The organism is Halomonas sp. B23F22_3 (assembly GCF_043496965.1).
In the GTDB taxonomy this organism is placed as follows: Bacteria; Pseudomonadota; Gammaproteobacteria; order Pseudomonadales; family Halomonadaceae; genus Halomonas.
Genome location: NZ_JBIEKG010000009.1, coordinates 1 through 16,173, shown reverse-complemented (window position 1 = coordinate 16,173; position 16,173 = coordinate 1). Strand labels below are relative to the sequence as shown.

Genomic DNA, 16,173 nt, shown 5'->3' with positions numbered 1-16,173 from the left:
AGTAGTCGCGCGGGATGTTGAGCTGGGTCGGGCCCATCTCGGACATCGCCCGGTCGAAGCAGCGCCCGGTGTACTCGGCCATGCGCGACGGGTGGGTCACGTGGCCCTGGTACTTGGTGAACTCCTGGAACATCGGCAGCTGCTTGCACTCCTGGAAGCCGCCCAGGCCGATGCCGGTGGTGCCCGCCTCGGGGGTGACGATGACCACCGGGCTGTGCGCCCAGTAGGCCGCGGCGATGCCGGTCACGCAGTTGGAGATGCCGGGGCCGTTCTGACCGATCACCGTGCCGTGGCGGCCGGAGACGCGGGCATAGCCGTCGGCCATGTGCGCCGCGCCCTGCTCGTGGACCACCGGGATCAGGCGGATGCCGGCCGGGGCGAAGATGTCCATGGCGTCCATGAAGGCCGAGCCCATGATGCCGAACATGTCGGTCACCCCGTTGGCGACCAGGGTCTCCACGAAGGCCTCCGAGGGCGTCATCGTCTGCTTGCCTTTCACGACCTGGCGGGTGTCTGTGGTGTCTTGGGTGCTCATGGGGTGTCCTCCGAGCCCGTCATCCGGGTTGTGTTATATGAGATGATTTATTCCGGCTTTCGGAATACGGACAGACTCTAGGCAGTCCCCTCTTCCTCGTCAAGGACAAATTCCATAAAACGATACGATTTGATTCTTTTTGCGAAACTGATCTATGCTCGCCGAACGCTCCGGCAGCGACGTCCCCTGCCAGCGGGTTCGATCAGGGACGCCAAGGTCAACGGCCCCCCGGGCCGAGGAGACGGTGATGACAGACCCCATGAATGCCCAGCCCGACAGCCAGGTGTCGGTGCGTGAGCGCTTCGGCATCGACAGCGACCTCGAGGTGCCTGCCTTCAGCTGGCGCGACGAGTACGTGCCCGAGATCGACGAGGCCTATCGCTTCAACCCCGACGTGACCCTGGCCATCCTGGCCGGCTTCACCCGCAATCGCCGGGTGATGGTCCAGGGGCTGCACGGCACCGGCAAGTCGACCCATATCGAGCAGGTGGCGGCGCGTCTCAACTGGCCCTGCATGCGGGTCAACCTCGATGGCCATATCAGCCGCCTCGACCTGGTGGGCAAGGACGCCATCGTGATCCGCGACGGGGTGCAGGTCACCGAATTCCAGGAGGGCATCGTGCCCTGGTCACTGCAGCGGCCGGTGGCGCTGATCTTCGACGAGTACGACGCCGGGCGGCCGGACGTGATGTTCGTGATCCAGCGCATCCTGGAGCGCGACGGCCACTTCACCCTGCTCGACCAGAACCGGGTCATCCATCCCCACCCCCACTTCCGGCTGTTCGCCACCGCCAACACCGTGGGTCTCGGTAACCTCTCCGGGCTCTACCAGGGCACCCAGGTGCTCAACCACGCCCAGATGGATCGCTGGAACATCGTCGCCAAGCTCGACTACCTGCCCCGCGAGGAGGAGGCAGCCATCGTGCTCGGCCGGGTGCCTACCAAGAACACCGAGAAGGGCCGCGCGCTGATCGCCTCGATGGTGGCGGTGGCCAACCTGACGCGTCAGGGCTTCGCCGCCGGCGACCTCTCCACGCTGATGTCCCCGCGCACGGTGATCACCTGGGCCGAGAACTGCGAGATCTTCCGCAACCCGGCGCTGGCCTTCCGACTCTCCTTCCTCAACAAGTGCGACGAGGCCGAGCGGCCGCTGGTCGCCGAGTACTACCAGCGCTGCTTCGGCGAGGAGCTCGACGAGTCGTGGATGCGGGAGGCGACCGCCTCATGACCCAAAGCGCCCAGCAGCAGGCGCGCCGCCAACAGCGGATCGAAGAGCTGTGCGCGGCCAGCCTGCGCGCCCTGACCGGCCATGCCGACCTGCACTACCGCGGCCGGCGCCTCTATCGGGGCGAGTCGCGCCTGCCGACCCTGGCGCCGCACCTGCGCATCGACCCCGCCCAGGACGACTTCGCCGACTGCCGGGCCGCCGCCGACGGCATGGCCCTGCGCCTGCTGCACTCCGACCCGGCCCTGCACCGCGCGCGCCGCCCCGAGGACCCGGTCGAGCGGCTGGTCTTCGAGCTGCTCGAGCAGCTACGCGTGGAGACACGCGTCCCCGACGACATGCCGGGGATGACCGACAACCTGCGCCACCGCTTCGAGAACTGGTCGCGGGCCTTCACCCGCTCCGGGCTCACCGAGGGCAGCATCGGCCTGCTGCTCTACACCGTGGCGCAGATGTGCTGGTCGCGCCTGCAGGCAAAACCGGTGCTCGAGGAGACCGAGGACACCATCGAGGGCACCCGCGCCTCCCTGGTGCGCGAGCTCGGCACGGCACTCTACGGCCTGCGCCGCCAGCGCCACGATCAGGCGGCCTACGCCGAGCACGCCCTGGCCATCGCCCGGATCGTCGCCACCCGTGTACGCGCCGAACGGGCCCAGGCCGGAGACGACGAGGAGGATCCGGCGGACGCGGCCAGCGACGCCTTCGCCCTGCTGCTCGACCTCGAGGACGGCGAAGGCGACGAGGACGGCGTGGCGGCCGCCACCACCGGGCACAGCAAGACCTTCGAGGACGCCGCCCTGGCCTATCGGGTCTTCACCACCCGCTTCGACCGCGAGGTCGCCGCCGGCAGCCTGGTGCGTCGCGCCCTGCTGCGCGAGAACCGCGAGAAGCTCGACCAGGCCACCGCCGAGCAGGCCATCAACCTGCCGCGCCTGGCCCGTCGGCTGGGCAGCGTGCTCTGGGAGCCGCGCGTCGACGGCCGCGCCTTCGGCGAGGAGGAGGGGCGCATCGACGGGCGGCGCCTCGCCCAGCTGGTGAGTTCCCCCACCGAGCGCCGCCTGTTCTATCGCGACCAGGTGAAGCTCGGCACCGACTGCGCCGTCAGCCTGCTGATCGACTGCTCCGGCTCGATGAAGCACCACATCATGCCGGTGACGATGATGGCCGAGAGCCTGATCCGCGCCCTGGAGATGATCGGGGCGAGCACCGAGCTGCTCGGCTTCACCACCGGCGCCTGGAACGGCGGCCGCGCCTACAAGGCGTGGATGAGCGGCGGGCGTCCCCGCGGCCCGGGGCGCCTCAACGAGGTCTGCCACCTGGTGTTCAAGGACGCCGATCGCAGCTGGCGGCGCGCGCGCACCGACATCGCCGCCCTGCTCAAGCCCGATCTCTTCCGGGAGGGGATCGACGGTGAGGCGGTGGACTGGGCCTGCGAGCGCCTGCTCGCTCGTCCCGAGAACCGCCGCATCCTGATCGTGATCTCCGACGGCTGCCCGGCCGACAGCGCCACCAACCTGGCCAACGACCCCTACTACCTCGACAACCACCTCAAGGAGGTCGTCGCCCGGCGCGGCCGCGAGGGCCAGGTGGAGGTGCTGGGCCTCGGCGTGGGCCTGGACCTGAGCCCCTTCTACCGTCGCTGCCTGGCCACCGACATGGCCCAGGCGCTGGACACCCACCTGTTCGACGAGATCGTCGAGCTGATCGGCGGCCGCCACCGCCGCTGATCGCCGCCCCTGTTGGCCAACCCGTCAGAAAGGAGAGCCCCATGCCCATCAAGGTCATCGACATCGGCCATGATCCCGACACGCGCACCGGCCGGCGCCTGGCCGACCTGCCGGACCGCGTGGTCGAGGGCGACCCGCACCATGAGTCGACGCTGAACTTCTCAAGCCCCGATGGCCGGATGATCGCCGGCACCTGGACCAGCACCCCCGGCAGGTGGCACGCCTTCACCGATCGCGACGAGTTCTGCTATATCCTCGAGGGCCACGTGCGGCTGATCGCCGAGGACGGCAGCGCCCAGACCTATCGCACCGGCGACGCCTTCCTGATCCCCGACGGCTTCCGCGGCGACTGGGAGGTGATCGAGACGACCACCAAGCACTTCGTGATCCGCCACCACGGCCACGACTGACGACGGAGAGAGCGCATGGCCAAGACCCGCATGGTGACCCAGTTCGGCATGGGCACCTCGATCCGCAGCCGCGACTACACCGAGGCCGCTGCCCGGGCGATCCGCGATGCCCTGTGGCACAACTCGCTGAACGTCGCCGACGCCTTCGGCTTCCCCAAGGAGGCCATGCTGATCGACGTCGAGATCGGGGTGCAGGACCCCGCCGCCGTCGACCCGGCGGCCCTGCTCGGCATCTTCCCCTACGGCCAGCCTTCGGTGCGCCTGGTCAAGGGCGGGCTGGACGTGGAAAAACCCGACGGCAGCGGCACTAGCGTGATCGCCAATGCCGCCATCGTCGTCTCCTTCGACATGGAGCCCGCGCATGACTGAGCGACGCATCATCCTGGAAATGGGTAGCGGCAACGACCTCTACGGCGAGGACTACACCAAGGCGGCCTGTCGCGCCGTGCACGACGCCCTGCACCACTCCTCCATCGTGCTGTTCAAGTCGCTGGGCATCGACCACCGCGAGATGCGCGTCCAGGTGACCATCGGCGTGCAGGAGCCCGACAAGGTCGACGCCGCGGTGGTGGCCGCCGAGCTGCCCCGCGGCCGGGCCGAGGTGAGCGTGGTGCACGGCGGGCTCAACGTCCACGACCCCGTTCAGGAGACCACCCACGTGGTGGCCACCGCGGCCATCGCCGCCCTGCTGCCCCTCGAGGAAGGAAGCTGGAAACTGAGCGACGGCTGAGGCGCGTTCTCCCTCCCCGAAACGCCCCGGTGAGGGGCGTTTCTCGTTTGCTGGCAGCCCCAGGCACCTACCTCACCGACGCCAGCGCGGCTCTGAATCGTGCCAGCGCAAGGGCCAGAAAGACCATGCCGATCGCCGCCGTCGCCAGCAATTGCGGCCAGACGATGCCAATCCCCGCGCCACGGTAGAGCACCGCCTGGGCAAACTCGATGAAATGGGTCGAGGGCAGGACCTGCACCGCGTTCTGCAAGGCCTGTGGCATGCTCTCCAGCGGTGTAATGCCCCCCGACAACAGATTCATCACCACGAACACAGGAATCGACAGCAAGCCGAACTGCGGCATCGTCGTCGCCACGGTCGAGAGGGTGATGCCCATGGCGGTGACGGCGAACAGATAGACGGCCGCGCCGAAGGCGAAGAGCGTGATCGAACCGGTGATGGGGATACCCAGCAGCCCCTGCACGATGAACTGTATCGAGAGCAGCGCGGCGATGACGATCACCAACCCGTTGGCCCAGATCTTGGCGAGCATGATCTCGCTGGCGGTTACCGGCATCACCAACAGATGCTCGAGGGTGCCATGCTCGCGCTCGCGGATCACCGCCGCCCCACTCAGCACGATCGCCAAAATGGTCAGATTATTGATGAGCTGCATCACGGCCATGAACCAGGTCGAGTCGAGGTTGGGGTTGTATTTCGCGCGCACGCGCAGGTCGACCGGTAGCTCCGCCACACCGCTGGAGCGACTGACGAACTTCAACAGCTCGGCGTTGATGATGCTGGAAATATAGGTGGCCCCGTTTCCGGCAATGGTCATCGCGGTCGCATCGACGTTGAGCTGTATGACGGGGTAACGCCCGGCCAGCACATCCGCCTCAAAATCGGGCGGGATATCCAGCACGAAGGTGTAGCGCCCGGCATCCATCCCCGGATCGACCGCTCGCAGATCGATGACCTCTGGCGTCTTGAAATAGGGCGGCAGGAAGGCGCCGATGAGTTGGGTCGACAAGGCCGACCGGTCCTCGTCGACGACGGCGATAGACGCATTGTTTAGCTCGGTGCGTACCCCGTTGGCGACGGTATAGATGGCAAAGGTGAAGGTATAGAGGATCAGCCCCATCAGCACCGGGTCACGCAGCAGGCTGAAGATCTCCTTGACGCCCAGCCGGTAGATGTTGGTGATCCAGCGCATGGCTCAGGCCTCCTGCTTGCGCAGCAGTACAGTGGCGACCATCCAGAAGAGCAGACAGAACCCGACGAGCACCAGGTGATTGACATACAGTGCCCCCAGGTCGAGCCCCTTGTTGAAGACGCCCGCGCTGATCTGCTGGAAATAGAGCGATGGAAAGGCCTGGCCGAGGAACGCCGCGCCGCCCTCCAGGGTGGAGACCGGGTACATCATCCCCGAGAAATTAACCGTCGGAATCGTGACGATGATGGCCGTGGCAAAGATCGCCGCGATCTGCGAGCGCACGAAGGTCGAAACGACCAGGCCGAAGGCGGTGGCGGCCGTGGTGAAGCACAGCGCCCCTACCACCAAGGCCAGCACGCTACCCGGCATGCCGAGTCCAAACACCATCACCATCAGCACCACGAGGCTGGCGAAGCTGACCATCGCCACCCCGATATAGGGCAGCTGCTTGCCGAGCAAAAACTCGATCTTGTGGACCGGGGCGGCGTAGAGGTTGAGGATCGAGCCCATCTCCTTCTCGCGCACCACGCTGAGCGCCGTGAGCATCGCCGGTATCATGATCAGCAGCATCATCAGCACGCCGGGCGGGATGGCGTATTGCGAGCGAAAGGCCTGGTTGTAGCGAAAGCGGGGGACCACGGTGGCCGGGTAGTAGCGGGAACGCTCCCCGGTCTCCCTCATCGACAGATCGTCCAAGTGCGCATAGAGCAGGCCTTGGACATAGCCGCGTCCCGTCTCTGCCCGCGTCGTATTCGAGCCGTCAAGCCACGCGCCAATCTGTGGGGTTCGCCCCGCCAACAAGTCGCGGCCATACTCGGGGGGGATGACGACTGCGAGCGAGATCTCCCCTGCCTTGATGCGGCGATCCAGTTCGGCGAAATCGGCGATCGGGGGCTGCTCGTCGAAGTAGCGCGAACTCGACATCGCACCGAGAAACATTCGGCTTTCACGCGACTGGTCCTGATCGAGAGACGCGTAGGAGAGGTTCTCGACATCGAAGGTGATGCCATAGCCCATCGCCAGCATCAGGACGATCGGCCCCAACAAGGCGAAGACCAGACGGATCGGATCGCGCAGGATTTCCATCGCTTCACGTCGGGCGAAAGCCCAGACGCGGGCGGGCGATAGCCAACGCCTGGCAGGAGGGCGTGCGGCGCCCTTGGTCGGTAGCTCGAGCGATTGCGTGGGGGCACTGTCGTCTGCCCCGGCCTCCTGCAGATAGGCGATGAACGCCGCCTCGAGGGTCGCCGCCCCCCGCTGCCGGCGCAAGGTATCGGGCTCTCCCTGAGCGAGCACCCGGCCGGCGTGCATCAGCGAGATGCGATCACAGCGCTCGGCCTCATTCATGAAATGGGTGGAGATGAAGATCGTCACCCCATCCTGGCGGGACAGCTCGATCAGCAGTGCCCAGAAGACATCGCGAGCGACCGGATCGACGCCGGACGTCGGCTCGTCGAGGATCAGCAACTCGGGGGCGTGTAGCACCGCCACGGCGAGTTGCAGGCGCTGACGCACGCCCAATGGCAGGCTTTCGGGCGTCGCCTCGGCCACGTCGCGCAAGTCGAAGCGTTCGATCAGCTCCTCGACACGGGCGGCGCGACGCGCTTTCGGCAGGTGAAACAGGTCGGCATGCAGTACCAGGTTGCGCCGCACCGACAACTCGGCATAGAGCGAGAAGGATTGCGACATGTAACCCACGCGGCGCCGGGTCGCCATGGCATCGCTACCGATGGGCTTGCCCATCAAGCGCGCCTCGCCCTCGCTGGCGGTCAGCAGGCCGGTGAGCATCTTCATGGTGGTGGTCTTGCCGCAGCCGTTCGAGCCGAGGAAGCCGAAGATCTCCCCGGGCTCGATGCGAAAGCTGACATGATCGACGGCGGTGAAGTCACCGAAGCGCATGGTCAAGCCCTCCGCCTCGATGGCGGGTGGCCCAGCCCGAGGGGAGCGCGGCGGCAGGGTGACGGCCCGATGGCCCTGTCGATCGTCTTCGGGCAGTAACGCGATGAATGCCGCTTCCAGCGTCTCGGTATCGGTCTCGGCCTTCAGCGCATCCGGCGTCCCGACGGCCAGAAGGCGACCAGCGTTCATGGCGATCAGCCGTTCGAAGCGCTCGGCCTCCGACATGTAGGCGGTGGCGGTGATCACGCTCATCTCGGGGCGGCGTGCGCGGATGCGCTCGATCAGTTCCCAGAACTGCTGGCGCGACAGCGGATCGACGCCGGTGGTCGGCTCGTCGAGGATGAGCAGGTCCGGGTCATGGATCAGCGCGCAGCACAGGGCCAGCTTCTGCTTCATCCCGCCGGAGAGCTTGCCCGCGGGTCGCTCGGTGAACGCCTCGAGCCCGGTGCTCTTCAGTAGTTCGGCGATGCGAGTGGAACGCTCGACGGCCGAGTGGCCGTAGAGTCGACCGAAGAAATCGACATTCTCGAATACCGACAGCGTCGGATAGAGGTTGTGGCCCAGCCCCTGGGGCATGTACGCGATCCGCGCGCAGATCGCATCGCGGTGCCGCCGATCCCCTATCGACCCATCGAGCACCTCCACGGTGCCGGACTGCAGACGCCGTACGCCGGCGATCAGGCCTAGCAGAGTGGATTTGCCTACCCCGTCCGGCCCGATCACGCCCACCATCTTGCCGGCGGGAATCTGCACCGACACCTCCTCGAGGGCGACGGTCTTGCCGTAGCGGTGCGTCACGCCCTCGAGGCTCGCCACCGGATCGATCAGCGGCCTCATCAGGGCAGTCTCACGGCAAGCGTCTCTGGCCACGGCGCCTCGGGGTCGACGCGCACCGTGGCCACCCCCGGCACCCCGGTCTTCACCACCTCCTGATAGCGGTGCAGGATTTCGGCGGGAATCTGCAGCTTGACCCGGAACATCAGCTTCTCGCGCTCGCTCTCGGTCTCGACATACTTCGGCGTGAACTGCGCCTCGGAGGCGACGAAATCGACCGTGGCGGGGATCACGTACTGCGAGGCCGCATCCAGCACCAGCCGTGCCTCGCTGCCATAGCGCAGGCGCCCGGCGTCGTCGGTGGGAAGATAGACGTCCATGTAGACATCGGTCAGATCGAGCAGCGACACGACCTTGCCCCCCGCCGCCAGGACCTCCCCCGGCTCCGCCAGGCGGTACTGCACCCGGCCGGCTCGAGGTGCGTGCAGGGTGTAGTCGGCAAGATTGGCCTTGAGGGCCACGACATCCGCTTCGGAGGCTTCGATCGCCGCTTGCGCGGCGCTTACCTGGGCCCGCGCGGTGTTGAGGGCCGCATTGGCGGTGATGCGCTGTGAGCGGCGCTGATCCAACACCTCCGCCGAGACGTAGCCGCGTGCGGCCAGGGACTGGGTGCGATTCAACTCGGCGCGGGCCAGGTCCAGCTCACCCGCACGCTGGATCACCAGCGCCTCGGCCTGGGCCAGCTCCTGCTCGGCCTGGCGGGTCGCCGCCTCGGCGGCACGCACTTGTGCCTCCAGGTCGGTGGCATCGATACGCGCAATCACCGCCCCGGCCTCGACCCGCTGCCCTTCACTCACCCATATCTCGGCGACTCGCCCGCCGAATTTGAGCGCCACATCGATGCGTGTCGCCTCGAGCCGGCCGTTGACCCGGGCAAACCCCTCCGGCAGATCACTCTGGTGCTGCTGCCACCAGAAATAACCCGCCCCCGCAGCCACAGCAGCCACCACCAGAACAATGAGGATACTTCTCAGCTTCTTCATGACTCACTCCTCGGCCGGCGTCGTCTGTCCCGGGGGCACCGAGAAGCGTGAAGGCCAACACTTCATGTCGATGGTTGTCAGGACCCTTATGAGACGCGTCGCGGCCGATGCCCCATCAGGCCAAAAGCCTCCGCGCCGTCCCGAATGAAGCAAACGATATCGTCGATCACGAGCAGCACGCCGCGAGGCTCGTCACCGCGGAACTATTCGGGTATGGCCAACGCCGAACGACCGAGGCGTCAACATGCACTGGGTAGCCTATAGATCGAGGGCAGCGAGGAAGCAAAGTGCATCTCGACAATACCGCCGCATACGGCAGCGATCACCTCGTGATCAGAAGCGGGGAGACTGGCCTGCTCTCATGACGCCCTCGGCTTCTCAACGAGGGTCCTTTCCTTGGCGATGATCATCCCATCGAACCCCATGGCATGGTCACCGGGCTCCCCGTGGCTGACTAATTTAGCTTAACAGATGAACCCACTGACCATGATGACCTGCGTCACATGACCTCAGCATGATGCTCTCGTCGGGTTATATTCATCCATCGTGCCATTCAAGCCGCTGGGCAACGAACATCAAGTGATGCGCCTTCGGGTCACTATCGGCGTGTAGCAGCCCGAGCGGGGCGACGTCGAAGCGGTAGCGCCGATCAGCCCTGCGGCCGGCCAAGTCATCGATCATCGATGCCCCAGAAACCGCTGCGGCGACAGGGCTCGCGCATGGTTGGGAAGTTGTTCTCCGGCTACCAGTCCAGCCACCAGCCGCCCCGTCTCGGCCGACAGAGTGAGCCCGAGATGCCCATGGCCATAGGCCACGATCAGCCCCGGATGACCCGGCACCTGGCCGATCACCGGTAAGCCGTCCGGCGTCGAGTGGCGCACGCCCACCCATTCATGCGCCACCTCGACCGGGCGACCGAACAGGGTCGCGCCCCAGTCGGCGAGCCGCGACCAGCGTCGCGCATTCGGCGCCTTGCCCGGGGGGCAAAACTCCGTGGTACCGGCCAGCCGTACCCCCTCTTGCATCGGCGTGGCATAGAAGTGATGCGTCAGCCAACCCACCGGGCGGCTGAGAGCCAGCGGCGTCTCAAGCATGACATGGTAGCCGCGCTCACTGACCACCGGCAGGCGGATGCCCAGCGCCTGAAGCAGCCCGTTGTTGGCGATGCCCGCACACAGCACCACCCGCTCCACATCCAGGCGAGTCTCCCCGGCCTGCAGACGCCAGCCCCCCGTCGCTAGCGGTGCGAGCGCCTCGACGCGTGCGGCCACGTGGGTGAAGCCGTCGCCCTCCAGCGCCCGGTACAGCCGTCGACTGAGGCTCAGCGGATCGCGCAGCGAGCGCGTCTCGGGAAAGTACAGGGCGCCGCCGAGCCCCTCGGTGCTCACCTCGGGCTCCAGGCCCCGCACGTCTGCCGGAGCGAGCGCCTCACAGGCGACGCCGTCGGCACGCTTGGTCGCAGCCTTGGCCTCCAGTGCCGACGCCGAACATGAGCCGTCACGAACGACCTGCAGACAGCCATTGGCGCGATAGAGCGCCTCGCCACCGAGCTCATCGAGCTCATCGAGCAACGCATGCTGACCAGCAATCGCCTGGTCGATCAGGCGCACCAGGTCGGCCTTGTGACGCGCGAAGCTCGCCGGCCTGGCGGCACGCAGGAACCGCCAGCCGAAGTTGGCCAAGGCCGGCGTGTAGCCCGGGTCAATGGCGATGGACCGGTCACGGCGGGCCAGCATGGCCGGCAGCTGCCGGAGGGTCTCCAGGCTTGCCATGGGCGCCGTGGCGTAATTGGCGACCAATCCGGCGTTGCCGAAGGAGGTGCCCTCCCCCGGCGGCTCAGGATCCACGAGCCTGACGGAGTGCCCTCGCGCGCGAAGGGCATGGCTGACGGAAAGGCCGACGATGCCCGCGCCGATCACAGCGATGGTGGTCATGGGTGCAATCCTTGAACGGATCGGGCCCCCGCAGGGGCCCGATGGATGAGGCTCAGTTGTCGCGATAGAAACGCCAGGAGGCGATACCCACACCGACGGCAGTGATCACGCTGATCGCGCTGACGGCATAGAGGGCGAAGGCAAAGGCAGTCATGGTCATCTCCTTCACTGCACGTGGGAGGTTGCGCCGTTAGCCGGCGCAGCGCGGAAGAGGCGATAGACGAAGGTGAACACCGCGATGTTGGCGATCACCCCGGCAATCAGGGCGGTGAGTCCGGTGGCGGCCTGCAGATCGAAGGGCCCCCACTTCCAGACGATGGTCACCAGCGCCCCGGCCAGCATCGCGGAGATCGCCGAGCGCGAGCAGCGCAGGTCGAAGAGGACGGCGAACACGAAGGGCAGCAGGATGGTCGGCGCCCAGAGGGCATAGCTCATCAGCAGCGCATCGACGATGGAGGTGGCGTAGAGGGCGAAGATCACCGCCCCGAGGCCGATCAGCAGGTTGACCACTCGCTCGATCCACAGCCGCTTCTTGTCACTGACGTCCGGCTCGATGAAGGGCTTGTAGATATCACCGACGAAGATGACCGCTGCCGAGTTGAGGTAGGAGTCCGCCGTGGACATCACCACGGCCAGCAGGGAGGCCAGCACCAAGCCGGTGATGCCGATCGGCAGAGCATCGCGAATCAGCGTCGGCATGGCCTGGTCGGGGGTGATATTCGGGTAGAGCACCAGGGCGATCAGGCCGATGGTGGCGCTGACGAAGTAGAACAGGAAGCCGAAGCCGCCGGCCACCGTATAGCCGATGCGGGCATGGCGCGAGTCCGGCGCCGACAGTGCCCGCTGGGTGTAAGGCGGCACTAGGGTCTCACCGAGCAGGAAGGCAATGAAGAGGCTCACGAACATGCCGACGGAGTAGTCGCCCATGATGCTGAAGTGCGCCTCGGGCAGTCGCTCCACCAGGGCGGCGGGACCGCCCAGGTCGTGGATGCCGATCAGCATGGTCAGCGGCAGGAAGACCGCCAGCATCAAAAACTGCACCACGTCGGTCTGGATCACCGCCCACATGCCGCCGACGGTGGAATAGAGCAGCACCACCGCCATGCCGATGAGGATGCCCGTGGAGACCTCGATGCCGAGAATGGCGTGGAAGACGGTTCCTACGGCCAGCGCCTGGGCACCGAGGATGCCGATGCAGAACACCAGCGAGAAGATACCGGTGAACAGCCGGGCGCTGCTGCCGAAGTGATGCGCCATGATGTCGCCCACCGTCTGGGCATTGGTGTAACGCTTCAGGCGCGGCGCGATGTAGAGCCCGGCCAGCACGGTGGCGATGGGAAAGGCCGAGGCCGCGAACATGAAGGCGTAGCCTTCATCGAAGGACTTGCCGGCACGACCCATGGAGGCACCGCCGCCGAGGAAGGAGGCCGCCAGGGTGGCGAAGAGGACCGGCCAGATGATCTTGTTACCGGCTACGGCGAAGTCCGAGCTGCCGGAGACCTTCTTGGCACTGCGATAGCCGATCACGATCAATATCGCGAAGTACACCAGAAGACCCAGGAGGTCGATCGAGTTCATGGGGGACACCTTTATTTCTGTTGTAGGTCCGGTCAGCTTCGACGGTCCATGCTATAAACACAACTGAAGCAAACCTATTAACTCATAAATAGAATTTAGACCCTATCTCATGAAAATACGCCACAACCTGCGGCAGCTGCAGATCTTCCAGGAGGTCGTTCGGACCGGCAGCCTTTCCAAGGCGGCGCGCCGACTGGAACTCAGCCAACCGGCGGTCAGTACCGCCATCGCGAATCTCGAGGAGGAAGTGGGTTTCCTGCTCTTTCGGCGCAACCACTACGGTACCGAACTGACCGCGGAGGCCCAGCATCTGGCCGAGGGAGTGGACAAGGTACTGGCGTCGGTCAAGCACCTTGGCGAGCTCTCGGAGGGCCTCCGTCAGGGCCAGGCCGGCAAGTTGACCCTCGGTTGCATGCCGGGGCTCTCCCCCTCCGCCATGCCTCAGATCATGGCGGATTACCTCCACGACCACCCGAGCAGCCAGCTCTCTTTGCAGACCTTCAGCTCGACGAAGATCCGCGACTGGGTGGCGGAAGGCCAGTTTGATCTGGGTGTGATCGAGACCCAGGACGACCTGCACGAACTGGAGGTCACTCTCTATCGGCTACGCATGCACATCGCCTTGCCTCCCGAGAGCCCCTTGGCCCAGCGTAGCGCGGTGACCGCGAATGACCTGGACGACCAGCCAATGATCACCCTGGACGAACATCACCAGAGTACCCTGAAGCTGAGGCAAGCCTTCCGCGCTTCAGGCGCGCGGTTTCGGGGGGTGATCGAGACCCACCTGTTTCCGTCGGCCATCAGCCTGGTCAATGCCGGCCTGGGGCATGCCCTGGTCGACCCGGTGTCGGCTGACAGTTTTCTCCAGCGACGCGATTGCCGTGTCACGGTTGTGCCTTTCGAACCGGCCATCGACCTGGAGATCGCCCTGATCACCTCACGCTTTCACCCGCCGTCACGGCACTGTCAGCGCTTCTTGCCCTACCTCGAAGCCGGGCTCGCGGCCTGGCAGCAGCGCTCGCGTCAGCACCTGCAAGTGTCCCAATACCCATCAGAGTAACGCTCAGACGAGCTCGGAGGCGATCAGCCCGCCGCCGATCACCATCAGCGTGACGAAGGCGATGCGGCGCATGGCCAGCGGCGAGAGCCGGGGCGGCCAGCGCCGCCCGGCATAGGTGACCAGCGCCACGGCGGGAATCGCCCAGGCGGTAAGGGTGAGGATCTCGAGATTCAGCCCGCCCGTGGCGGCGACGAACAGGGTACGCATGCCCGAGGTGCAGGCGAACATCAGGATCAGCATGTTGCGGATCGCCACCGGCGGCAGCGGCTGGCGATAGCACTGGTAGATCACCGGCGGCCCGGCGATGCCGAACAGCCCACCGCAGAGCCCCGACAGCACGCCGCTGATGAAGAAGCTGCCCCGCGAGGAGAGGGTCTCGCGTTGCCGGGGGCGCAGCACCAGGCTGAGCCCGCCGTAGCCCACCAGCAGGCCCAGGGCGATGCGCAGCACGCTCTCGGCGCTGCCGGTCATCACGTCGAGCAGCAGCACGCCGATCACGGTCGCCGGCACGATGCCGAGCACCGTGGCCCCGATCACCGCCATGTCGAGATGCCTCAGCTTGCCCGGCAGCGCCACCGCGCTGTTGGCCAGCATCATCAGGCTGACCACCGCGGCGACCGAGGCCACGGGCGCGACCTCTAGCCCGCTGGTCGCGCCCATCACGATCATGCTCAGCCCGAAGCCGGTCACCGTCTGGAAGTAGCCGGCGATGGCGGCGATGGCCAGAAACGACAGGAGACTCTCGATGCTCATTTCATCGGCACTCCCTCATCGGTTCGGCCATCGAGGTCGATCTCGATGACCGACGTCGCGGCGTTCACTGCGCCTGGTCGATCGCCGCGGCTCGCTCGGCCTCGGCCGCCTGGGCCTGCACCGTGGTCACCGCGATCACATGATAGACATCATCGACGCTGCAGCCTCGGGAGAGGTCGTTGGCCGGCTTGGCCAGGCCCTGCAGCAACGGGCCGATGGCCTCGGCGCCGCCGATCCGCTCGGCCAGCTTGTAGCCGATGTTGCCGGCCTCCAGGTCCGGAAAGATCAGCACGTTGGCGTTGCCCTTGACCTTCGAGTCGGGCAGCTTGCGCTCGGCGATCTCGGCCACGATGGCGGCGTCGAGCTGCACGTCCTCGTCGATGGCGAGCGCCGGCCGGGCGGCCTTCACCTCGCGGGCGGCCTGAACGACCTTCTCGACGCTACCGTGCCGGGCGCTGCCGCTGGTCGAGAACGACAGCATGGCCACCCGCGGCTCCTCGTCGAGCAGCGCCTGGGCGCTGTCGGCGGCGGCCATGGCGATCTGGGCAAGTTCCCCGGCGCCGGGATCGATGACCAGGCCGCAGTCGGAGAAGATCATGCCGCCCTTGAGGCTATGGAAGGGCTTGCAGAGCATCATCAGGAAGAAGCTCGAGACCAGCGTGCTGCCCGGGGCCAGCCCCAGCAGCTGGATGGCGCTTCTGACCACATCGGCGGTGGTGTTCACCGCCCCCGCCACGGTGCCGTCGGCGTGGCCCTCGCGGACCAGCATGTTGGCGAAGCAGAGCGGCTCGCGGATCGCCGTCGCGGCCTGCTCCGGGGTCATGCCCTTCTTCTCGCGCAGCGCCAGCAGCGCCTTCGCCAGGTCGTCGGTCAGGGGCGAGTCGGCCGGGTCGATCACCTCGACCGCGGCCAGGTCGACCCCGTGGCGATCGGCGGCGGCGGCAATGCTCGCGTGGCTGCCCACCAGGATGACCCGGGCGATGCCCTGCTCCGCCGCCTTGGCGGCCGCGTGGAGGATGCGCTCGTCCTCGCCCTCGCAGAGCACGATGCGCCGGGGATCGCGGCGCGCGCGCTCGAGAATCTGATTCAAGGCTTTCATGCGTTGGCCTCTTATGCCTGCCGCACGGCGCGGCAGTCGTCAGACGAAAAAGCCCCCGGCAGTACCGGGGGAACCCTTGCAGCACCTTCGATCAGACGTAGTCCTGGTACTTCTCGAGCAGGCGCACCGGCTTCTTCAGGGCGTCACGGCGGAAGGGGTCGCCCAGCTCCCGGGTGCACATGATCTCGAGGATGCAGGTCTTGCCTTCGTTCAT

Annotated in this window: 14 protein-coding genes; 6 read left to right on the top strand and 8 right to left on the bottom strand. The window is 66.5% G+C overall.

The window, feature by feature from the left end; genetic code table 11:
- Window positions 1-535: thiamine pyrophosphate-binding protein (locus tag ACGTNG_RS18060; protein WP_394797881.1), on the bottom strand; the 535-nt coding region annotated here is incomplete at its 3' end.
- Between the two features lie 247 nt (window positions 536-782).
- Between ACGTNG_RS18060 and ACGTNG_RS18055 the strand changes: the two genes are divergently transcribed.
- Genes ACGTNG_RS18055 through ACGTNG_RS18035 form a run of 5 tightly spaced genes read left to right on the top strand, consistent with a single transcriptional unit; the run spans window position 783 to window position 4,627 of the window.
- Window positions 783-1,763 (top strand): AAA family ATPase, encoded by a 981-nt coding sequence (locus ACGTNG_RS18055; RefSeq protein ID WP_394797880.1) that lies wholly within the window; start codon window positions 783-785, stop codon window positions 1,761-1,763.
- A complete protein-coding gene (locus tag ACGTNG_RS18050) occupies window positions 1,760-3,487 on the top strand; it encodes a cobaltochelatase CobT-related protein (protein ID WP_394797879.1) in 1,728 nt (575 codons plus the stop codon). Before ACGTNG_RS18055 ends, ACGTNG_RS18050 begins: the two co-directional genes overlap by 4 nt.
- Before the next feature lie 41 nt (window positions 3,488-3,528).
- Window positions 3,529-3,897, top strand: coding sequence for a cupin domain-containing protein (locus ACGTNG_RS18045; RefSeq protein WP_394797878.1), 369 nt, complete (start codon window positions 3,529-3,531; stop codon window positions 3,895-3,897).
- Window positions 3,898-3,912: 15 nt separating this feature from the next.
- Window positions 3,913-4,266 carry a Lin0512 family protein gene (locus ACGTNG_RS18040; RefSeq protein WP_394797877.1) on the top strand — a complete coding sequence of 118 codons (354 nt, stop codon included), beginning with the start codon at window positions 3,913-3,915 and terminating at the stop codon, window positions 4,264-4,266.
- On the top strand, window positions 4,259-4,627 hold the full coding sequence (locus tag ACGTNG_RS18035; RefSeq protein WP_394797876.1) for a Lin0512 family protein: 369 nt from the start codon (window positions 4,259-4,261) through the stop codon (window positions 4,625-4,627). Before ACGTNG_RS18040 ends, ACGTNG_RS18035 begins: the two co-directional genes overlap by 8 nt.
- A gap of 67 nt (window positions 4,628-4,694) precedes the next feature.
- On the opposite strand, the gene ACGTNG_RS18030 is transcribed toward ACGTNG_RS18035, so the two are convergent.
- The 5 genes from ACGTNG_RS18030 to ACGTNG_RS18010 all read right to left on the bottom strand — a co-directional run bounded on the left by ACGTNG_RS18030 (window position 4,695) and on the right by ACGTNG_RS18010 (window position 13,047).
- Window positions 4,695-5,819, bottom strand: a complete 1,125-nt coding sequence (locus ACGTNG_RS18030) for an ABC transporter permease (RefSeq protein WP_394797875.1) — start codon at window positions 5,817-5,819, stop codon at window positions 4,695-4,697.
- A 3-nt stretch (window positions 5,820-5,822) separates the two neighbouring features.
- Window positions 5,823-8,555 (bottom strand): ribosome-associated ATPase/putative transporter RbbA, encoded by a 2,733-nt coding sequence (gene rbbA / locus ACGTNG_RS18025; RefSeq protein WP_394797874.1) that lies wholly within the window; start codon window positions 8,553-8,555, stop codon window positions 5,823-5,825.
- On the bottom strand, window positions 8,555-9,535 hold the full coding sequence (locus tag ACGTNG_RS18020) for an HlyD family secretion protein (protein ID WP_394797873.1): 981 nt from the start codon (window positions 9,533-9,535) through the stop codon (window positions 8,555-8,557). Before ACGTNG_RS18020 ends, rbbA begins: the two co-directional genes overlap by 1 nt.
- Window positions 9,536-10,212: 677 nt before the next feature.
- Window positions 10,213-11,469 (bottom strand): NAD(P)/FAD-dependent oxidoreductase, encoded by a 1,257-nt coding sequence (locus tag ACGTNG_RS18015; protein WP_394797872.1) that lies wholly within the window; start codon window positions 11,467-11,469, stop codon window positions 10,213-10,215.
- 165 nt (window positions 11,470-11,634) lie between these two features.
- Entirely contained in the window at window positions 11,635-13,047 is a 1,413-nt protein-coding gene (locus tag ACGTNG_RS18010) for a sodium:solute symporter family protein (protein ID WP_394797871.1), read from the bottom strand.
- Window positions 13,048-13,156: 109 nt separating this feature from the next.
- Between ACGTNG_RS18010 and ACGTNG_RS18005 the strand changes: the two genes are divergently transcribed.
- Window positions 13,157-14,107, top strand: coding sequence for a LysR family transcriptional regulator (locus ACGTNG_RS18005; RefSeq protein ID WP_394797870.1), 951 nt, complete (start codon window positions 13,157-13,159; stop codon window positions 14,105-14,107).
- A 3-nt stretch (window positions 14,108-14,110) separates the two neighbouring features.
- Here ACGTNG_RS18005 and ACGTNG_RS18000 read toward each other — a convergent pair whose 3' ends face one another.
- Window positions 14,111-14,860: a TSUP family transporter gene (locus ACGTNG_RS18000; protein WP_394797869.1), complete on the bottom strand. Its 750-nt coding sequence runs from the start codon at window positions 14,858-14,860 to the stop codon at window positions 14,111-14,113.
- A 64-nt stretch (window positions 14,861-14,924) separates the two neighbouring features.
- Window positions 14,925-15,959, bottom strand: coding sequence for a phosphate acetyltransferase (gene pta, locus ACGTNG_RS17995; RefSeq protein WP_394797868.1), 1,035 nt, complete (start codon window positions 15,957-15,959; stop codon window positions 14,925-14,927).
- Between the last annotated feature and the right edge of the window lie 214 nt (window positions 15,960-16,173).

Excerpts from the sequence above, each read along its gene's own strand:
- ACGTNG_RS18005 (WP_394797870.1), top strand. The coding sequence starts at position 13,157 with ATGAAAATACGCCACAACCTGCGGCAGCTGCAGATCTTCCAGGAGGTC.
- ACGTNG_RS18020 (WP_394797873.1), bottom strand. The coding sequence starts at position 9,535 with ATGAAGAAGCTGAGAAGTATCCTCATTGTTCTGGTGGTGGCTGCTGTG.
- ACGTNG_RS18040 (WP_394797877.1), top strand. The coding sequence starts at position 3,913 with ATGGCCAAGACCCGCATGGTGACCCAGTTCGGCATGGGCACCTCGATC.
- ACGTNG_RS18015 (WP_394797872.1), bottom strand. The coding sequence starts at position 11,469 with ATGACCACCATCGCTGTGATCGGCGCGGGCATCGTCGGCCTTTCCGTC.
- ACGTNG_RS18055 (WP_394797880.1), top strand. The coding sequence starts at position 783 with ATGACAGACCCCATGAATGCCCAGCCCGACAGCCAGGTGTCGGTGCGT.
- ACGTNG_RS18030 (WP_394797875.1), bottom strand. The coding sequence starts at position 5,819 with ATGCGCTGGATCACCAACATCTACCGGCTGGGCGTCAAGGAGATCTTC.
- ACGTNG_RS18050 (WP_394797879.1), top strand. The coding sequence starts at position 1,760 with ATGACCCAAAGCGCCCAGCAGCAGGCGCGCCGCCAACAGCGGATCGAA.
- ACGTNG_RS18045 (WP_394797878.1), top strand. The coding sequence starts at position 3,529 with ATGCCCATCAAGGTCATCGACATCGGCCATGATCCCGACACGCGCACC.
- pta (WP_394797868.1), bottom strand. The coding sequence starts at position 15,959 with ATGAAAGCCTTGAATCAGATTCTCGAGCGCGCGCGCCGCGATCCCCGG.
- rbbA (WP_394797874.1), bottom strand. The coding sequence starts at position 8,555 with ATGAGGCCGCTGATCGATCCGGTGGCGAGCCTCGAGGGCGTGACGCAC.
- ACGTNG_RS18010 (WP_394797871.1), bottom strand. The coding sequence starts at position 13,047 with ATGAACTCGATCGACCTCCTGGGTCTTCTGGTGTACTTCGCGATATTG.
- ACGTNG_RS18035 (WP_394797876.1), top strand. The coding sequence starts at position 4,259 with ATGACTGAGCGACGCATCATCCTGGAAATGGGTAGCGGCAACGACCTC.
- ACGTNG_RS18000 (WP_394797869.1), bottom strand. The coding sequence starts at position 14,860 with ATGAGCATCGAGAGTCTCCTGTCGTTTCTGGCCATCGCCGCCATCGCC.